This is a genomic window from Amycolatopsis sp. A1MSW2902 (genome assembly GCF_017312175.1).
GTDB lineage: Bacteria > Actinomycetota > Actinomycetes > Mycobacteriales > Pseudonocardiaceae > Amycolatopsis > Amycolatopsis nivea.
In genome coordinates, this window is record NZ_QJPO01000001.1 from 2,731,916 (window position 1) to 2,747,682 (window position 15,767).

The 15,767-nt window shown below is 70.1% G+C and carries 11 protein-coding genes; 6 read left to right on the plus strand and 5 right to left on the minus strand.

All coding sequences use genetic code 11. From position 1 onward, the window contains the following. Positions 1–380 precede the first annotated feature (380 nt). Genes DMP23_RS12510 through DMP23_RS12530 form a run of 5 tightly spaced genes read left to right on the plus strand, consistent with a single transcriptional unit; the run spans position 381 to position 8,078 of the window. The gene (locus tag DMP23_RS12510; protein ID WP_240691302.1) at positions 381–2,009 is read left to right on the plus strand and encodes a trypsin-like peptidase domain-containing protein; all 1,629 of its coding nucleotides are present in this window, start codon (positions 381–383) and stop codon (positions 2,007–2,009) included. Then, on the plus strand, positions 2,006–4,285 hold the full coding sequence (locus DMP23_RS12515; RefSeq protein WP_337821125.1) for a tetratricopeptide repeat protein: 2,280 nt from the start codon (positions 2,006–2,008) through the stop codon (positions 4,283–4,285). Before DMP23_RS12510 ends, DMP23_RS12515 begins: the two co-directional genes overlap by 4 nt. Positions 4,286–4,303: 18 nt before the next feature. Continuing rightward, entirely contained in the window at positions 4,304–5,698 is a 1,395-nt protein-coding gene (locus DMP23_RS12520; RefSeq protein ID WP_337821126.1) for a VWA domain-containing protein, read from the plus strand. Next, positions 5,695–6,780, plus strand: coding sequence for a hypothetical protein (locus DMP23_RS12525; RefSeq protein ID WP_337821127.1), 1,086 nt, complete (start codon positions 5,695–5,697; stop codon positions 6,778–6,780). Before DMP23_RS12520 ends, DMP23_RS12525 begins: the two co-directional genes overlap by 4 nt. Further along, the gene (locus DMP23_RS12530) at positions 6,777–8,078 is read left to right on the plus strand and encodes an ABC transporter substrate-binding protein (RefSeq protein ID WP_337821128.1); all 1,302 of its coding nucleotides are present in this window, start codon (positions 6,777–6,779) and stop codon (positions 8,076–8,078) included. The genes DMP23_RS12525 and DMP23_RS12530 overlap by 4 nt, the downstream gene beginning before the upstream one ends. Positions 8,079–8,799: 721 nt before the next feature. Here the strand turns inward: DMP23_RS12530 and DMP23_RS12535 are convergent. The 5 genes from DMP23_RS12535 to DMP23_RS12555 all read right to left on the minus strand — a co-directional run bounded on the left by DMP23_RS12535 (position 8,800) and on the right by DMP23_RS12555 (position 13,887). Continuing rightward, positions 8,800–9,369: a TetR/AcrR family transcriptional regulator gene (locus DMP23_RS12535; RefSeq protein WP_037818094.1), complete on the minus strand. Its 570-nt coding sequence runs from the start codon at positions 9,367–9,369 to the stop codon at positions 8,800–8,802. Next, positions 9,366–11,261 (minus strand): YhgE/Pip domain-containing protein, encoded by a 1,896-nt coding sequence (locus DMP23_RS12540; protein WP_337824389.1) that lies wholly within the window; start codon positions 11,259–11,261, stop codon positions 9,366–9,368. Before DMP23_RS12540 ends, DMP23_RS12535 begins: the two co-directional genes overlap by 4 nt. 26 nt (positions 11,262–11,287) lie before the next feature. Further along, on the minus strand, positions 11,288–12,016 hold the full coding sequence (locus tag DMP23_RS12545; protein WP_337821129.1) for an ABC transporter ATP-binding protein: 729 nt from the start codon (positions 12,014–12,016) through the stop codon (positions 11,288–11,290). Between the two features lie 108 nt (positions 12,017–12,124). Next, a complete protein-coding gene (locus DMP23_RS12550; RefSeq protein ID WP_337821130.1) occupies positions 12,125–13,018 on the minus strand; it encodes a GNAT family N-acetyltransferase in 894 nt (297 codons plus the stop codon). Positions 13,019–13,035: 17 nt separating this feature from the next. Further along, a complete protein-coding gene (locus tag DMP23_RS12555; protein WP_336161571.1) occupies positions 13,036–13,887 on the minus strand; it encodes a class I SAM-dependent methyltransferase in 852 nt (283 codons plus the stop codon). A gap of 345 nt (positions 13,888–14,232) precedes the next feature. Between DMP23_RS12555 and rpsA the strand changes: the two genes are divergently transcribed. Further along, a complete protein-coding gene (gene rpsA / locus DMP23_RS12560; RefSeq protein WP_337821131.1) occupies positions 14,233–15,735 on the plus strand; it encodes a 30S ribosomal protein S1 in 1,503 nt (500 codons plus the stop codon). Positions 15,736–15,767: the final 32 nt, after the last annotated feature.

Sequence of the window (15,767 nt, forward strand, 5' to 3'; positions counted from 1 at the left end):
TGCACCGAAGGCGAACACCGGCGCGGGCAACGGAATCGGTAGCGAACCCAACCGAGCAAACCCGCACGGGCAACGGAATCGGTAGCGAACCCAACCGAGCAAACCCGAATCAGCAGCCTCCGCAGATTTACCGTTCGCCTCGGCCAACCCGCGTCGAACCCGGCGCGGCAGGCCCGAAACCCTTGCCCGCCAACCCAAGCAAGATCGCCAACACCAGCACGGCGATCTGACTGCCCGCCAACACGAGGCGACTCCCCGAAACCGGTGTCACCCATGAGAAGTGTCTTCACGCCGCTGAACGGGTGAGCTTGCTGCTCCAGCGTGGGCCACTTTCCGCGAACGCCGCCCGGGCCGCCGATCGCGCGGCGTAGGGTCCCCTCGTGGGGTACCAGGCCGAGCGTCGACGCTGGCGGGTTCGCCTGCGCGACCGCACCGGCGGGATCCGCGGGGCAGGCACCATGCTCGACGAGGACCATGTGCTCACCTGCGCGCACGTCGTCGAGCGGGCGGGCGGGCCGGACGCGGACGTCCTGGTCGATTTCGTCGGGCTGCCCGGCACCCCGGTCGGTTCCGGCCGCGTCGTGCCGGGGGCGTGGGTGCCGCCGGGGCCGGACGAGCGCGGCGACATCGCCGTGCTGCGGCTGGCCGAGCGGGTGCCGGGAGCCAAGGGCGCGCCGTTGTACCGGATGCCGTTGTCCGACGGGCAGGCCGTGCGCGCCTACGGGTTTCCGGAAGGCGCGGACGAGGGGCTGTGGACGTTCGGCGAGCTCGCCGGCGAGGGCGGGCCCGGATGCGAATGGGTGCAGCTGGGCCGGAAGAACGACGACCAGCCGATCACCGGCGGGTTCAGCGGCACCGCCGTGCTCGACGAGGAGACCGGCCGCGTGGTCGGCATGGTCGTGTCCCGCTACCAGGCCGAGGGCGAGCGGGTCGCGTGGATGATCCCGGTCGAGACGATTCTCGGCTACCTCGGCGCGGACCGGTGGGGGCGGGGGAGCCCGGCCGTCGACCAGACCTTCGGCCGCGAACTCGACCGGGTCGCCTACGACCCGCAGTTCGCGCGCGAGGTCGTGGGCTGGTTCGGCGAGGGGCGTGGCGTGTGGATCGTCGTGACCGGCGAGGCCGGGTCCGCGAAGGCCGCCGCGCTGGATCTCGCGGTGGTGCTTGCCGACCGGGAGCGTTCGGCGGCGGCGAACGCACTGCGCGACACCCTGGCCAAGGAAACCTTGCCGCCGGCGGGAAGCGTCGACCTCGCGGTGGACGCGGCGGGCAAGACCTCGGCTCAGGTGCGGCAGCGGCTCGCCGAGCGGCTTGACCTCACGCTGGACAACGGGGTGACGCATTCGGGCGTCGGCCGCACGGTGGTGGTGAACGCGATCGACGACGCGGCCGAGCCGGAACAGCTGATCGGCGAGGTGCTCGCGCCGCTCGCGGACCGTGCCGCGGGGCTGGGGATCCGGCTCGCGCTCGGGTTCCGCCGCGAGTCGTCGCCGGGGCTGACGGAGTTGCGGTCGCGCCGGAACGGAGCGCGCCCGGACGGGTTGGCGCGCCGGATTTCCGCGCTGGACAAGCAGATCGACGAACTCGCCGCGATCGAGGAACACCTCTCCGAACTGGCTCCGCGATTCGCGGTGAGCGACATTCCGCCGCCGCGGGTGCGTCGCCGCCGTGGCGCGGTGAGCCGGTTGCAGGAAGCCGCCGATCTCGGTGAGGTCGCGTGGGCGGAACGACACGTCGAGGAGGTCGCCGGGGTGGTGGCCGCCGATCTGGCCGCGGCGAAAAGCGCACGCGATCGGCTGGACGCGGCACATGACCGCCGTACCGAGTTGAGGTTTCGTCTCGACGGTTACGGAGACCGTGCCCGCGCAGCCGGCCGGGTCGAGGATCCGCTGCTGGATTCGTTGTACGCCAACGCTTGGCATCTGCTGTACGAGGGCGCGTGCGATCCGGAGGAGGCCGCGGCGGCCGTCGAGGCGTTCGGTGCCGCGGTGCGCAAGGGGAATCGATGATCGCCTGCGCCCGCCCGAACTGCTCCGGCACGATCAGCCGCGCCGGGTTCTGCGCGAAATGCGGCTGGGCGCCGGGATCCGAGCCGAAGAAGCCGCCGCCGAAAGCCGACGCGACGCTCGTCATCCCCGCTCCGGGCGCGAGCCGGATCGCCGACACCGTCGTCACGCGGGAGCAGCAGACCGCCGGGCACGGCACCGGCGACGACTACATCCCGCTCCCCGTGGTCGTCCTGCCGGACATCGCCGGGCGCGTCCTCGCCGATCCGCACGTCGCCGAGGACGAACGGTACTGCGGCAAACGCGGTTGCGGCGCGCCGGTCGGCCGCTCGGCGGGTGGCCGTCCCGCGCGCACCGAAGGCTTCTGCTCGCAGTGCGGGACGCCGTTTTCCTTCTCTCCCAAGCTGTTTCCGGACGATGTGGTCGACGGCCGCTACCAGGTGCACGGCTGCATCGCGCGCGGCGGGCTCGGGTACGTCTACCTCGGCACCGACCTGCGGCTGAAGCAGTACGTCGCGCTGAAAGGCCTGCTCAACACCGGCGACGAAGCCGCGGTGCGGATCGCCGAGACCGAGAGCCAGGTGCTGACCTCGCTCGACCACCCGAACATCGTCCGGATCCACGACGTCGCCACGCATCCCGATCCGCACGGCGGGCCGGACGCGCGCTACATCGTCATGGAGTTCGTCGACGGCCTCCCGCTCGCGGAGGTGATGCGGCGCGGCCGCGCGATGCTCGACGGGCCCGAGGGCAAGCTGCTGGTCGAACACGTCGTGGCGTACGGCCGGGAGATCCTCACCGCGCTCGGCTACCTGCACGAACAGGGGCTGCTGTACTGCGATCTGAGCCCGCAGAACGTGATCCACGGCGAGAAGCGGGTCAAGCTGATCGATTTCGGCGCGATCCGCAAGATCGGCGACCAGACCAGCCCGATCGTCGGCAACCCGCGGTTCCAGATCGGCGCGACCGAACTGGACGAGCACGGCCTCACCGTGCGCTCGGACATCCACACCGTCGGCGCGACGCTGCGCGACCTGTTCCGCTGCAGCGACGGCTGGCCGCGTCCGGCCGACAAACGGATCGCGCTCGGCGTCGAATCCTTCACCCAGGTGCTCGACCGGGCGACCGGGCCGTACGAGCACCGGTTCGCCACCACCGGCGAAATGCTCGTGCAGCTCGACGGCGTCCTGCACGAGATCCTTTCGCTGCGCGACCGCCAATCGCGCCCGTCGATCTCCACCCTGTTCACCGAAGCGGCGGTACTGCTGGACGCCGGGCTCGGCCAGCCGCGGCCGGTCGGCGAGTGGGTGCGTCGCGCCCGGCGCACCGTAGGCCCGCTCGGCGCGCTGCCCGCACCGCTCGACATCGCGCTCGGATTGCCGGTGCCGCACGAGGATCCGCACGATCCGGCGGTCGCCTTCTTGCGCACCGTCCGCGCACCGGATCCCGCTCGGCTGCTGAAGAAACTCGAACGGGCAGACTCGACGGTCGAGGTCGAGCTGCGCCGCTGCCGGGCCTGGCTCGAACTGTCCGAAGTGGACTCGACCGGCGCGGAGCAAGCCGCGCGACGAGTGGACGCGGCCGAGAAACTGCTCGGTGCCCGGGCGAGGCACGACTGGCGGATCGCCTGGCATCGCGGGCTGGTCGCGCTCGCCGTCGGTGCCGTGGAGAGTGCACAGACCTGGTTCGAGCGCGTCCACCGCGACATCCCGGGGGAGGAGACGCCGAAGCTCGCGCTCGGCCTGTGCGCGGAGCACTGCGGCGGCCCGAAGAAGGCGGCGCGCTACTACGACGCGCTGTGGGTGCGCGACCATCTGCAGGTCAACGCCGTTTTCGGGCTGGCTCGCGGGCATCTGCAGCTGGACGAGCGCACGGCCGCGGTGGAATTGCTGGACCAGGTCCCGGAGTACTCGCGGCACGACGAGGCGGCCCGGATCGCCGGAATCCGCGTGCGCGCGGGAATCCTGCCGGTGGGCGACGCCCTGCCCGATATCGAGGACCTGGCCGAGGCGATCGACCGGCTGTCCGCGCTGGAAGTGGACCGCGACACCGCGGATCGGCTCACCGCCGAGGTCCGCGAGAGCGCGCTGCGGTGCTTCCTGGCCGGAATGCGCGGGATGCCGCCGGGTCCGGTGCTCGGCGAACGGCTCGACGAGCACGGGCTGCGGCTGCTGGTGGAGCAGTCGTACCGGCGGATCGCGCGCCGGGCGGGTTCGGCGGAGTACCACGACGCTTTGGTCGACCGCGCGAACGAGACGAGGCCGACGACCTGGGTGTAGGCGGCGAAGGGGCGAGGGATGAGCAGGGGTTGGGACGTCGAGGTCCATCAGAACCGCTACCTCGGCGAAGGCGACACCGCGATGCAGGCCGTGGTCACCGTTTCCGCGTGCGACGACGGCGACGCCGCTCTTCGGCCGCCCGGCGCGGAAGTGCTCCTGGTCGACTGCTCGACCTCGATGCGCTACCCGCCGACGAAGATCGCCGCCGCGCGCCGGGCCGCAGCCGCGGCGATCTGGGCCCTCCCGGACGGCGTCGCTTTCGCCGTCGTCCGCGGCACCGAGCGCGCCGACCTGGCGTATCCCGCGGAGTTCGGTCTCGCGGTCGCGTCGAACGAAACGCGGGCAGCCGCGGTCGCCGCAGTGGAGCGGTTCGTCGCGGTCGGCGGCACCGCGATGGGCACCTGGCTGGAATGCGCACGGCACCTGTTCGCTTCGGTGCCGGACGCAGTGCGCCACGCGATCCTGTTGACCGACGGGAACAACCAGTCGCAATCCCCGGAGGCACTGCGTCGCGAACTGGACGCCTGCGAAGGCCAATTCGTCTGCGACGCAAGGGGAATCGGCGACGGCTGGCAACGCGCCGAGCTGGTCGAGATCGGCCGGGTGCTGCGTGGTTCCGTCGACTCGGTGGTGCGCGACGAAGACATGGTCGACGACTTCCGCGCACTGATGTCCGCGGCGCTCGCCAAGGTCATCCCGTCGGCGCGGCTGCGGATCGGCGTCACCGAGCAGACCACGCTCCGGTTCGTGAAACAGGTCTGGCCGAGCGAATACGATCTGACCTCGCGCTGCGTCCCCGACGGCGACCGGAAAACGGTCCTCTCCCTCGGCTCCTGGAGCGCCGGCGAGACCCGGGAATTCCAGCTCGCAGTCGAGGTTTCGGCAGACGCTCCACCGGAATACGGCTCCGACCGGATGCTCGCCTGGGTCGAGGTCGACGGCTCGCCGGATTCGGCGGTGCCCGTTCTGGCGCACTGGACCCGCGACCCGGTCGCACCGACGCTGGTCGACCCGAAGGTGCGCCGCTACACCATGCACGCCGAGTTGAGCGAGGCTCTGGTCAACGCCGACGAGGCCTACGCCGCGGGCGACCACGCCCGAGCGGCGCGGGAATGGGGCCAGGCCGTCGAAATCGCCACGCGGACCGGCAACACGGAGGTGCTGCGCCGGCTCGCCCGGGTAGTCGAAACGGACGGCGACGACGTGCGCCTGCGCCCCGAGGTCACCCGCAGCGAACTGCTCAACCTGCTGGTCTCCACGGTCTCGAACGTCGGCGGCGAACCTCGCGACACCCGCGCCGTGCCCCTTCCGGACGCCGAACCGGCGATCTGCCCGCAGTGCGGAAACCCGAACCCGTCCGACGCGCGATTCTGCGAGGAGTGCGGCGAACGGTTCGACGGAGGTGCCGCGTGACGCTGCGGACACGACAAGCGCTCGTGCGGATCAGGGCAGTGCTGCTGGCCGGGACCGTGCTCGCGCTGGTCACGTCGTACCTCGCGGTAAGCGGCGTGGTCCGGACAGCCGACCAGATCTCGTCAGCGACCAGCCGGGCGATCCTCGAGGTCGCGGCCGCGCGGGACGCCCTCGTGTCCGCCGATGCCGCCGCCATCGCCAGTTTCGCTTCCGGCGAGGCGAAATTGGCCGGTCCGGGACAGGAGTACGAAAACCGGATGGCGTCGGCGAGCCAAAGCCTCGCGCGCGTCGCGGAGTTCAACCAGGCAGGCGAGCCCGGCACCGGAACCCTGCAAACCGTCGAAGGCCTGGTCGCGTCGTACTCCGGCGCCATGGGCCAAGCGGACGCGCACTTCCGGCAACCAGGCGGGGAACTAGTCGGGCTGGCCGACCTCTGGTACGCCTCGCTGCTGCTGCACGGCCCCGACAACGTCCTCGACCTGCTGGGCAAACTGCAAAAAGACGAACGCGCCGCCCTCGACACCCAGATCTCCGGCACGAGGATGAGCGCGGGCCCGCTGATCCTCTGGCTCCTGCCGCCGCTCGTCCTGCTCGCCCTGCTGGTGTCGACGCAAGTCTTCCTCCGCCAACGCTTCCGCCGCCGTTTGAACCTGCCTCTGCTGGGCGCGACCGCCCTAGGCCTGGGCGTCATCGCGGGACTGCTGCTGGCCGCCGCCTTAGCCGGACGCCTCGACACCGTGCGCAGCAGCGTGGACGAAGCAGTCGCCGTCCGAGAGAAAAGCATCGAAGCCGCCGACGCCGACGGCCACGCCCGCTTAGCCGCCCTCCTGTACCAACGCTGCGGCCCACCCGGCTGCGGGTCCACTGTGGACGATTTCCGCCGCCAAACCCTGTCCGCCTCGACCACCGCTCCAGCGCAGAACGCCATCACGTCAGCCGCCCGCGCCGTGACGTCCGCCGGAACCGCAGCCACCGAATCCGGCGGCCTGCCAGTGCTGGTCCCGGCCGCCCTGATCCTCGCCGGAGCCCTGACCGTCGTCGGCTTGTACCGAAGGATCGACGAATACCGGTACCGGCCATGAACCGTCCACTGTGGAAGAACCTGCTCCTGCTGGCCTCCGCCGCGCTGCTAGCGGCTTCGTCGGCGTGCGGAGTCGCCGCAGGCAGCAACACGCTCCAGGTGATCGGCGTCTGGACCGAAGGCGAGGAAGCCGCCTTCAACCAGGTCAAGCAACGTTTCGAAGCGAAGACCGGCATCGAAGTCCACTATCAAGGCACGCGCGCGGTAGAGCAGGTCCTGGCCGCAGACGTCCAGCAAGGCGCCGCCCCCGACATCGCAGTCCTGTCCAGCCCTGGCCTCTTGGCCGACTACGCCCGCCGCCGGGAAATCAAACCCCTCGACTTCCTGGAACCCCAAGCCGAATCCTTCTACGGCAGGCAATGGGTCAACCTGCAACGCCTCGGCACCGGAAAGCTCTACTCCGTCGCGGTGAAGGCCGACCTCAAAAGCGCGATCTGGTACCGCCCAGCAACCCTGCCCGGCCCGAAACCCAGCACCTGGCCGCAGCTGGTAACCCTGGCGAACAGCCAGAACACCCCATGGTGCCTAGGCTTAGCCGCCCCTCCCGCCTCCGGCTGGCCCGGCACCGATTGGGTCGAAGACATCCTGCTGCACTCCGCAGGCCCGGAGATCTACCGCCAATGGTCCGCCGGAACTCTCCCGTGGACCTCAGACCCAGTGCGCAAAGCGTTCCAAGACTGGGGCACCCTGGCAGTACACCCGGGCGGCATCCAAGGCGGCGCCCCCTCCGCCCTGCTCACCGACTTCCGAGACGCAGCCCGCCCCCTCTTCGCCGACCCGCCAGGCTGCCGAATGGAACACCAGGGCTCGTTCGCGATGGGCAGCTACCAAACCATGCACCTGCACACCCCGGCCGGCCCCCGCCCGCAACCGGGAACCGACTACGACTTCTTCCCGTTCCCCGGCTCCGGCGCGTCGGAGGTTTCGGCAGACCTGGCCGCGATGTTCGCCGACACCCCGCAAGCCCGCCAGTTCCTGGAGTTCCTGGTCTCGCCGGAAGCCCAGCAAATCTGGGCAGGCAACCCCAACGCGACCGCCTTCTCCGCAGGAACCGCTGTCGCGAAGAACGTCTACCGCGACCCAGTGCGCCGCAAGGTCGCCGACACCCTCACCTCAGGAAAACCCGTCTGCTTCGACGCCTCCGACCTAATGCCCAAAACCATGACCGGCGCCTTCTACCGAGCAATCCTCGAATACACCGCAGACCCCACCCAACTGGAACCGTTGCTGACCCGCCTAGAAGACACGAGAAAAAGCATCCCCAACGCAGACTGGCTCAACGTCCCCTGTGGACAGTGAAGCCGTGAGGGGAACCCTCATTGACTCTGATTCCCCCAGGGTGGCCCTCACGACCGTTCGCCGGTCCGTGAAGGGCTCCTTCACGGACGTGGATTCCCTCAAGGAGCCCTTCACGGCCCACCCGCCAGCGCCTCACCCGCCCGCGATGCGCCCCAATGCGGCATTGGGTGCGTCAGACGCAACGAACGCCACATTGGGTGCGTCACATGCACCCAATGCCACATTGGGGCGCTAGCCCCAACCCCCACCCAAACCGCCACCGATGCACCCAACGCATCGGTGCACCCACACCACCCCCGCACCCCGATACGAAGCTCTCCTGCGGTCTGAGGGTGCTTGTCAAGGCATCTTTCCAGCCTTGACAAGCACCCTCAGACCGTCAGCACAATCAAGCTTCGGGGTGCCCCACGCACGCCAGAGCGCAATGTCGCCGCCAGGCGACGAGCCGAGACACCCCGAGGGAGGATTCACCCGCCCCCAAGCCCAGTCAGCGGTACCCCAGTAACCACGACCCCACTTAGCGTGACCCACGCAGGAAGAACCAACCCGGAAGGACCGAGCAATGATCAAACGCCTGTTCCAGACCGTCCTGCGGCACGGATGCTGCTCCGCCTGCACCGGCAAGGGCTGCGGCTGCTGCGCCAACTGCCACTAACCCCCAGGGGCCCGGCACCGAACGCCGGGCCCCACCACGTCGCCCAGGGAAGGTCACCCCCGAGCTTCACCTCTTGACCCCGCGAATCAGCAACATCACCGACCCCAGCACATCCGCCCGATCGCGCGCCGGATGAAAAACCTGCCAATCCAACGCCACCACGAGCATCGTCCCGAACAACCCAGCCGCGGCCGTCGCGATGTCCAGCCCCTCCGGCAACCGCCCAGCCGCGTCCAAGCGCTCCAGCTGCGCCTTCACGACAGCGATCAGCTCTTCCCGCAGCAACGCCAACGTGTCGTGCCACCGCCCCGGCGTATGCCACAACTCGCTGACCACGATCTGCGAAAACCCCGGATACTCCGCGATGAACTCCAGCGTCGTATCCACCTGAGCCTCGATCACCGCCAACGGATCGTCGTCCGACCCGGCAGCCCGCAACCGCCCGGCGAGCAGATCCACGCCGAACCGGAGCAGCGAGTCGACGAGCCCGTCCTTGGACCCGAAGTTGTAGTAAACGGTCCCCTTGGCGACCCCGGCCTCAGCCGCGATGTCGTCCACAGTCAGCCCGACCAGCCCGCGACTGGCCGACAGCCGCAAGGTGGCCTCGAAGAGCTTCCGTTTGGTCGTTTCCCTCACAGGCTCAGCTCGGGCTTGAGCGCCGAGACCGACCACACCCGGTGTTTGCGCGCCGCGAGAGTGGACAGCAGGATCCCGCCGACGAGGTACGCGACCAGCACCCCTACGTCACCGAGGATCTGCAGCGACGCGCCGGAGTACAGCAGGTGCCGGAACCCGTCGATGGCATAACCCATGGGCAGCACGATGTGCAGCGGATAGAGCGCGTCCGGGATCGTCTGCCACGGGAACGTGCCGCCCGCGCTCACCAGCTGCAGCACCAGCAGCACGAGCCCGAGGAACTTGCCGACCGCGCCGAAGAGCGCGTTCAACGCGTGCACGATCGACGTGAAAGCCAGCGACACCAGACAGGCGAAGCCGATCGCGCCCAACGGATGCGCCACGTGGATGCCGACCAGCCAGGTCACCGCGGCGAACAGCACGATCACCTGCCCCAGCCCCAGCACGGCCGAGGACAGCCAGCCGCCGAGCGCCACCCGCAGTGGCGACGCGCCGGCGGTGAGCGCGCGCGTCGACAGCGGGCGGATCAGCAGGAACAGCACGAACGCGCCGATCCAGGTGGCCAGCGAGATGAAGAACGGCGCGAGCCCGGCGCCGTAGGTGCCCGCCGACGCGACGCCGTTCGACGCGACCGCGACCGGGTCGGCGATCGTGTTCGCGGTGGCGGTCCGGGTCGGGTCGTCCGGGTTCGGGATCTGCTTCAGCCCGGCGGCGAGCCCGTCGCGCAGCTTCGCCGAACCGTCGGCGAGCTGGTCGGTGCCGGTTGCGGCGGTCTTCTCGCCGTCGTTGAGCTTCGCCGCGCCGTCGCGCAGCTGGTTCGCGCCGTCGGACGCCTGCGCGATCCCGTTGGCCAGCTGCGGCGAGGCCGACGCGAGCTGGTGCGCCCCGTCGGACACCTGCCGGGCGCCGCTGGAGAGCTTCTGCAGGTCTCCGTTGGCGGACTGGATCTTCCCGTTCGCCTGGTTCGCGTCCGTGCGCAGCTTGTCGTAGTCGGCCAGGATCGCGTTCTTGAGATCCTCCGACATCCCGGATTCCTGCAGCTTCGCGGCCAGCTGGCCGCGGTAGCTGTCGATCCGGCCCATCACGTCGGACGAGGCGGACGCGGCCAGCGAGCCCGCGTTCGCCACCTTCTGGTTGCCGTCGGCCACCTGGCCCGCCCCGTCGGCGAGCTTCTGCGTCTGGCTCGGCAGCTGCGCGGTGCTCGACTTGAGCGTGCCCAGCCCGGTCGCGAGACTGCTCGACCCGGTCGCGAGCTGGCTCGCCCCGTCGGCCAGTTGATGTTGCCCCGTCTGGAGTTTCGCCGCGCCGTCGGCCAGTTGCTTGGCCCCGTCGGTCGCTTCGGAGATCTTGCCGTAGATGGTGGAGAAGCCGACGAGGAACTTGTCCGCCGCCTCGCTGCCCACCTTCTCCGCGATCGTCTTGCGGACCTGGTCGGCCACCTGTTTCGCGATGGTGCCGGACAGGTAGTTGTTGGCGTCGTTGGTGGTGAGCGTGATGGTCGCCTGCTGCGGCTCGAAATTGCCGGACGACAGCAGCGCCTTCGAGAAGTCGTGCGGGATGCCGATGGCGAACGAGTACTTGTCGTCGCGCACGCCGTCCCGGGCGTCCTTTTCGGACACTTGGTGCCACTGGAAGGTGCCGGACTTCACCAGTTCGTCGGTCACCTCGCGGCCGACGTTGCGCTCGGCCCCGCCGGAGTCCTTCGCGCCGGCGTCCTCGGTGAACACCGCGGCGGGCAGCTTGTCGAGGCGGCCGTAGGGGTCGTAGTTCGCGTAGAGGTAGAACGACGCGTACAGCAGCGGCACCATCACGAGCGCGAACATGGCGAGCTTCGGCAGCGTCCCGGTGGACAGCCTGCGCAGCTCGTTGCGCGCGATCCGGAACGCGTTCAGTCCGCCGGCCCGCTTGTGGGGGGTGGTCATGCCCGGTCTCCCTCGGAGTTCTCGGTTTCGGCGGTCAGTTCGGCGGTGTCCGTGAGCTGCCGGGTCTGCTCGGCCTCGGCGGGTTCCGGCGGGGCGTACAGCCGGACCGGGTCCGGCTGTACGACCTCGCCGACCTTGGCGGGCGGGCAGGGGAGCGCCGACTCGGGCGTCGTCGCGGCCAGCACGGCCACCGCGAACCCGCGGGCGGCGTGCTCCTTCGCGACCGCGGCCCAGGTCTCGACGTTGCTGGTGTGCCGGTCGGGCGCGTCGAGGACGAGCACGCGCACGCCGTCGCGTTCGGCGGCCAGCGCGGCGAGCAGCCGGATGCGCAGCGCGGGCTCGAGATTCTCGAACCGGCTGTCGGCGTACGGAGCCGCGTCGTGCTGGGAGAGCCAGGCTGTGACAGCATCCTTGCTGGAAGGACGGTGTGCGAGCGCCAGTTCTTCGCCGGCGACGATGCGCAGCGACAAGGCTTCGTCCGGCTCGCTGACTCCCGGCGAGTCCACGACGGCCACGAGCCGCCGCAGGTCGCCCTCGGGTTCGGCGGTCACGGTCCCGGTGGTCGGCTTCAACCGTCCGGCCAGCGCGAGCGCCAGCGCGGTGATGCCGACGCCCGGTTCGCCGTGCACGACGGTGAGGCAGCCCTCCTCGACGGTGAGCGAGGTAGGCGGCAACAAGGGGCCGTGGGGACCCTTCAGGGACACCCGGTCGGCACGGACCTGCACTGGACACACTCCACGGATTTTGAACTGACTAGTCAGTTCAAAAGTTAGACCTGACCTGGCGAGGTCGGCAAGGCGGCTCGCCGGACGTCACACCAAAGAGCGGCGGCCTCAGCGCAAGGCCCACGCTGGGTGTGCCTCCCAGGACGTCCACAGCGGCCGGTAGCCCTGCCGGTGCCAGAACACCGACGACAGGGGATTGGTCGGGTTGTAATAGAGGTAGGTGCCGGTCGCGCCCTGGTTCAGCAGCTCGCGGTGCGCGCGGGCCATCAGCGCGCGGCCGATCCCGCGGCCGCGGCTGCCCGGGGCGGTGACGACGTTGTTCACGTACCCCCAGCGCCCGGTCGGCAGCAGCTCGGCGGCCTCGTTCCCGGGCGCGGATTCCACCCAGTCGCATTGCGCGAGCGCCGCCACTTCGCCGTCGGCCTCGGCGAGCCAGGTCGCCTTCTCGCCGAGCGCGCGGCGCAGCGCCGGGCCGAGCAGCTCCGCGGTCTGCTCGCGTTTCCGGTGCGCGACAAGGCCGGTGTAGTCGAAGGTCGCGGTGCACAGCGCCAGCGCCGCCGGATAGTCGTCGGGTCCGGCGAGGCGGATCGACGCGTCCGCGGCGGTTTCTTCCGGCGCGACGGCGGGGCGAACCGCCAATGCGGCCAACGGAACCAGCCCGTGATCGAGAAAAGCCCGGATGGCTTCGGCGTCGCGGCTCGGCCAGTTGACCACGCACGCCGAATCGGCGCCCGGCGCTTCAGTGTCCACTTGGGAGCGGAGCGCGCCGAGCAGCGCGTCGAACGCTTCGGTGCCCGCGGTTTCCGGATCCGGGAACAGCTGCCACACCTCGGCCGCCGACCAGAGCAGGGGAGCGTCGCCCGGACCGTGCCGGTAGCGCTGGAGCATCGCGGAAACCTGCGTGCCGGACGCCGTCACCGCGCGCAGCCGCTCGCCGCCCGCGAGCGGGACGGGCGGCGGCAGGAGCGGGTCGAGTTCGGCGAATCGGCCTGCGGAGCTCACTGCCGCAGCGTAGCCGGTCAGTCGCGGCGGGTGCGGAAGATCGCGGTGCCGGGGAAAAGCCTGCCGCGCAGCGGGCTCCACTGGCCCCAGGTGCGCGTGTGGCCCGCCGGCCATTCCGGCTCGACGAGGTCCTCCAGCGCGAAGCCCGACGCGGCGAGCGCGCGCACGTAGTCGCCGAGCGTGCGGTGGTATTCGACGTACGTCGCGGTGCCGTCGTCGTCCACCTCGACGTACGGCGTGCGGTCGAAGTACGGCTGGGTCGCGGTGAGCCCCTGCGGGCCGGGATCGTCCGGGAAGATCCACCGCATCGGGTGGGTCACCGAGAACACCCACGGCGCGCCGGGGCGCAGCACCCGGCGCACCTCGCCGAACACGGTCTCCAGCGACGGCACGAAGGGGAGCGCGCCGAACGCGGAGCACGCGATGTCGAAACTCGCCGCGGCGAACGGAAGCCGCTCGGCGTTCGCCTGCACGAGGGGGACCGCCGCGCCGGTGCGGGCGTTCCCTTCGCGGGCGTGCCGGAGCATGCCGCCGGACAGATCGGTGGCGACGGGTTCGGCTCCGGCGGCCGCGAGCCAGCGCGAGCACGCGGCCTGTCCGCAGCCGACTTCGAGCACCCGCTTGCCGCGCACGTCGCCGAGCAGCCGCGCGTCTTCCTCGCGCACGCCCTCCGGGCACCAGACGAAATCGGCGTCGCCGAGGAATCCGCCGTGGGTAGCCTGGTAGTCGTCGGCATCCGCGTCCCACCAGGCCAGATTCGCCGCTTCCGCCTCGTTCCCGGCGACTTCGCGATGAGCGACGCCGACCGTGCCGAGCCGTTCCTCGGCGCTCGCGTGGCGGTCCGCCGGGGCCGCGGCGGGCTCGGGCATGCCGGTCTCCTCTCCCGGGTGCGGCCGGCTGGGCGCGGGGAATGCCCGGACCGGCGGAAACGTTGCGAGGAAGGTACCGGGAGCCGAGGGCGACCCTGATTGTGTCCCCCGGACAGGCCCGCGTACGATACGTGTTAGCGCAGTGGGGTTCGCGCTGCCTGGGTGACTACCCACCGGGGCCGCGCATCGTCAGCGGGTCATGCCGCGGTCGTTCACTGGTGGAACGTTTGGTCGCCGGACGTTTGAGCAGGGTCGTCGCATGCCGGTTGCGAGCCCGCCGCGTGCACTGCCGGTAGCCAACTTCACATCCACCTACGACACCCATCCACCGGAGCAACCCGCCTAATGACCACCGACACCGCCACCGCCCCGACCGCCCCGACCGCCCCGACCGGGGCCCCGCAGGTCGCCATCAACGACATCGGGTCGGAGGAAGACTTCCTCGCGGCTATCGACAAGACGATCAAGTACTTCAACGATGGGGACATCGTCGAGGGCACCATCGTCAAGGTCGACCGCGACGAGGTCCTGCTCGACATCGGGTACAAGACCGAGGGCGTCATCCCCTCGCGCGAGCTGTCCATCAAGCACGATGTCGACCCGGCCGAGGTTGTCGCCGTCGGCGATGAGGTCGAAGCCCTCGTTCTCCAGAAGGAGGACAAGGAAGGCCGTCTGATCCTGTCCAAGAAGCGCGCGCAGTACGAGCGCGCCTGGGGCACGATCGAGGAGCTCAAGGAGAAGGACGAGCCCGTCAAGGGCACCGTCATCGAGGTCGTCAAGGGCGGCCTCATCCTGGACATCGGCCTGCGCGGCTTCCTGCCCGCGTCGCTGGTCGAGATGCGCCGGGTGCGCGACCTGCAGCCCTACGTGGGCCGCGAGCTCGAGGCGAAGATCATCGAGCTGGACAAGAACCGCAACAACGTGGTCCTGTCCCGCCGCGCCTACCTCGAGCAGACCCAGTCCGAGGTGCGCAGCGAGTTCCTCAACGCGCTCGCCAAGGGCCAGGTCCGCAAGGGCGTCGTGTCCTCCATCGTCAACTTCGGCGCCTTCGTGGACCTGGGCGGCGTCGACGGCCTGGTGCACGTCTCCGAGCTGTCCTGGAAGCACATCGACCACCCGTCCGAGGTCGTCGAGGTCGGCCAGGAGGTCACGGTCGAGGTCCTGGACGTCGACATGGACCGCGAGCGCGTCTCGCTGTCGCTGAAGGCGACCCAGGAAGACCCGTGGCGCCAGTTCGCCCGCACCCACGCGATCGGCCAGATCGTGCCGGGCAAGGTCACCAAGCTGGTTCCGTTCGGTGCGTTCGTGCGCGTCGAAGAGGGCATCGAGGGCCTGGTGCACATCTCCGAGCTGGCCGAGCGCCACGTGGAGATCCCGGAGCAGGTCGTCCAGGTCAACGGCGACGTCATGGTCAAGGTCATCGACATCGACCTCGAGCGCCGCCGCATCTCGCTGTCGCTGAAGCAGGCGAACGAGGGCGTCACGCCGGAGACCGAGTTCGACCCCACCCAGTACGGCATGGCCGCCGAGTACGACGCCGAGGGCAACTACATCTACCCCGAAGGCTTCGACCCGGACACGCAGGAGTGGCAGGAAGGCTTCGACAAGCAGCGCGAGGAGTGGGAGCGGCAGTACGCCGAGGCCCACACGCGCTACGAGGCGCACATGGCCCAGGTCAAGAAGGCCGCCGAGGCCGACGCCGAAGCCGCTGCCGACGCCGCCACCGGCATCGAGGGCGGCGACCAGAGCTACACCTCGTCCGCCCCGGTCGAGGCGAAGAGCGGCGGCACGCTCGCCAGCGACGAGCAGCTCGCGGCCCTGCGCGAGAAGCTGTCGGGCGGCGCGTGAGCGACTGACTCGCTGAGTCTCTGACAAGTTCG

Excerpts from the sequence above, each read along its gene's own strand:
- DMP23_RS12520 (WP_337821126.1), top strand. The coding sequence starts at position 4,304 with ATGAGCAGGGGTTGGGACGTCGAGGTCCATCAGAACCGCTACCTCGGC.
- DMP23_RS12515 (WP_337821125.1), top strand. The coding sequence starts at position 2,006 with ATGATCGCCTGCGCCCGCCCGAACTGCTCCGGCACGATCAGCCGCGCC.
- DMP23_RS12555 (WP_336161571.1), bottom strand. The coding sequence starts at position 13,887 with ATGCCCGAGCCCGCCGCGGCCCCGGCGGACCGCCACGCGAGCGCCGAG.
- DMP23_RS12530 (WP_337821128.1), top strand. The coding sequence starts at position 6,777 with ATGAACCGTCCACTGTGGAAGAACCTGCTCCTGCTGGCCTCCGCCGCG.
- rpsA (WP_337821131.1), top strand. The coding sequence starts at position 14,233 with ATGACCACCGACACCGCCACCGCCCCGACCGCCCCGACCGCCCCGACC.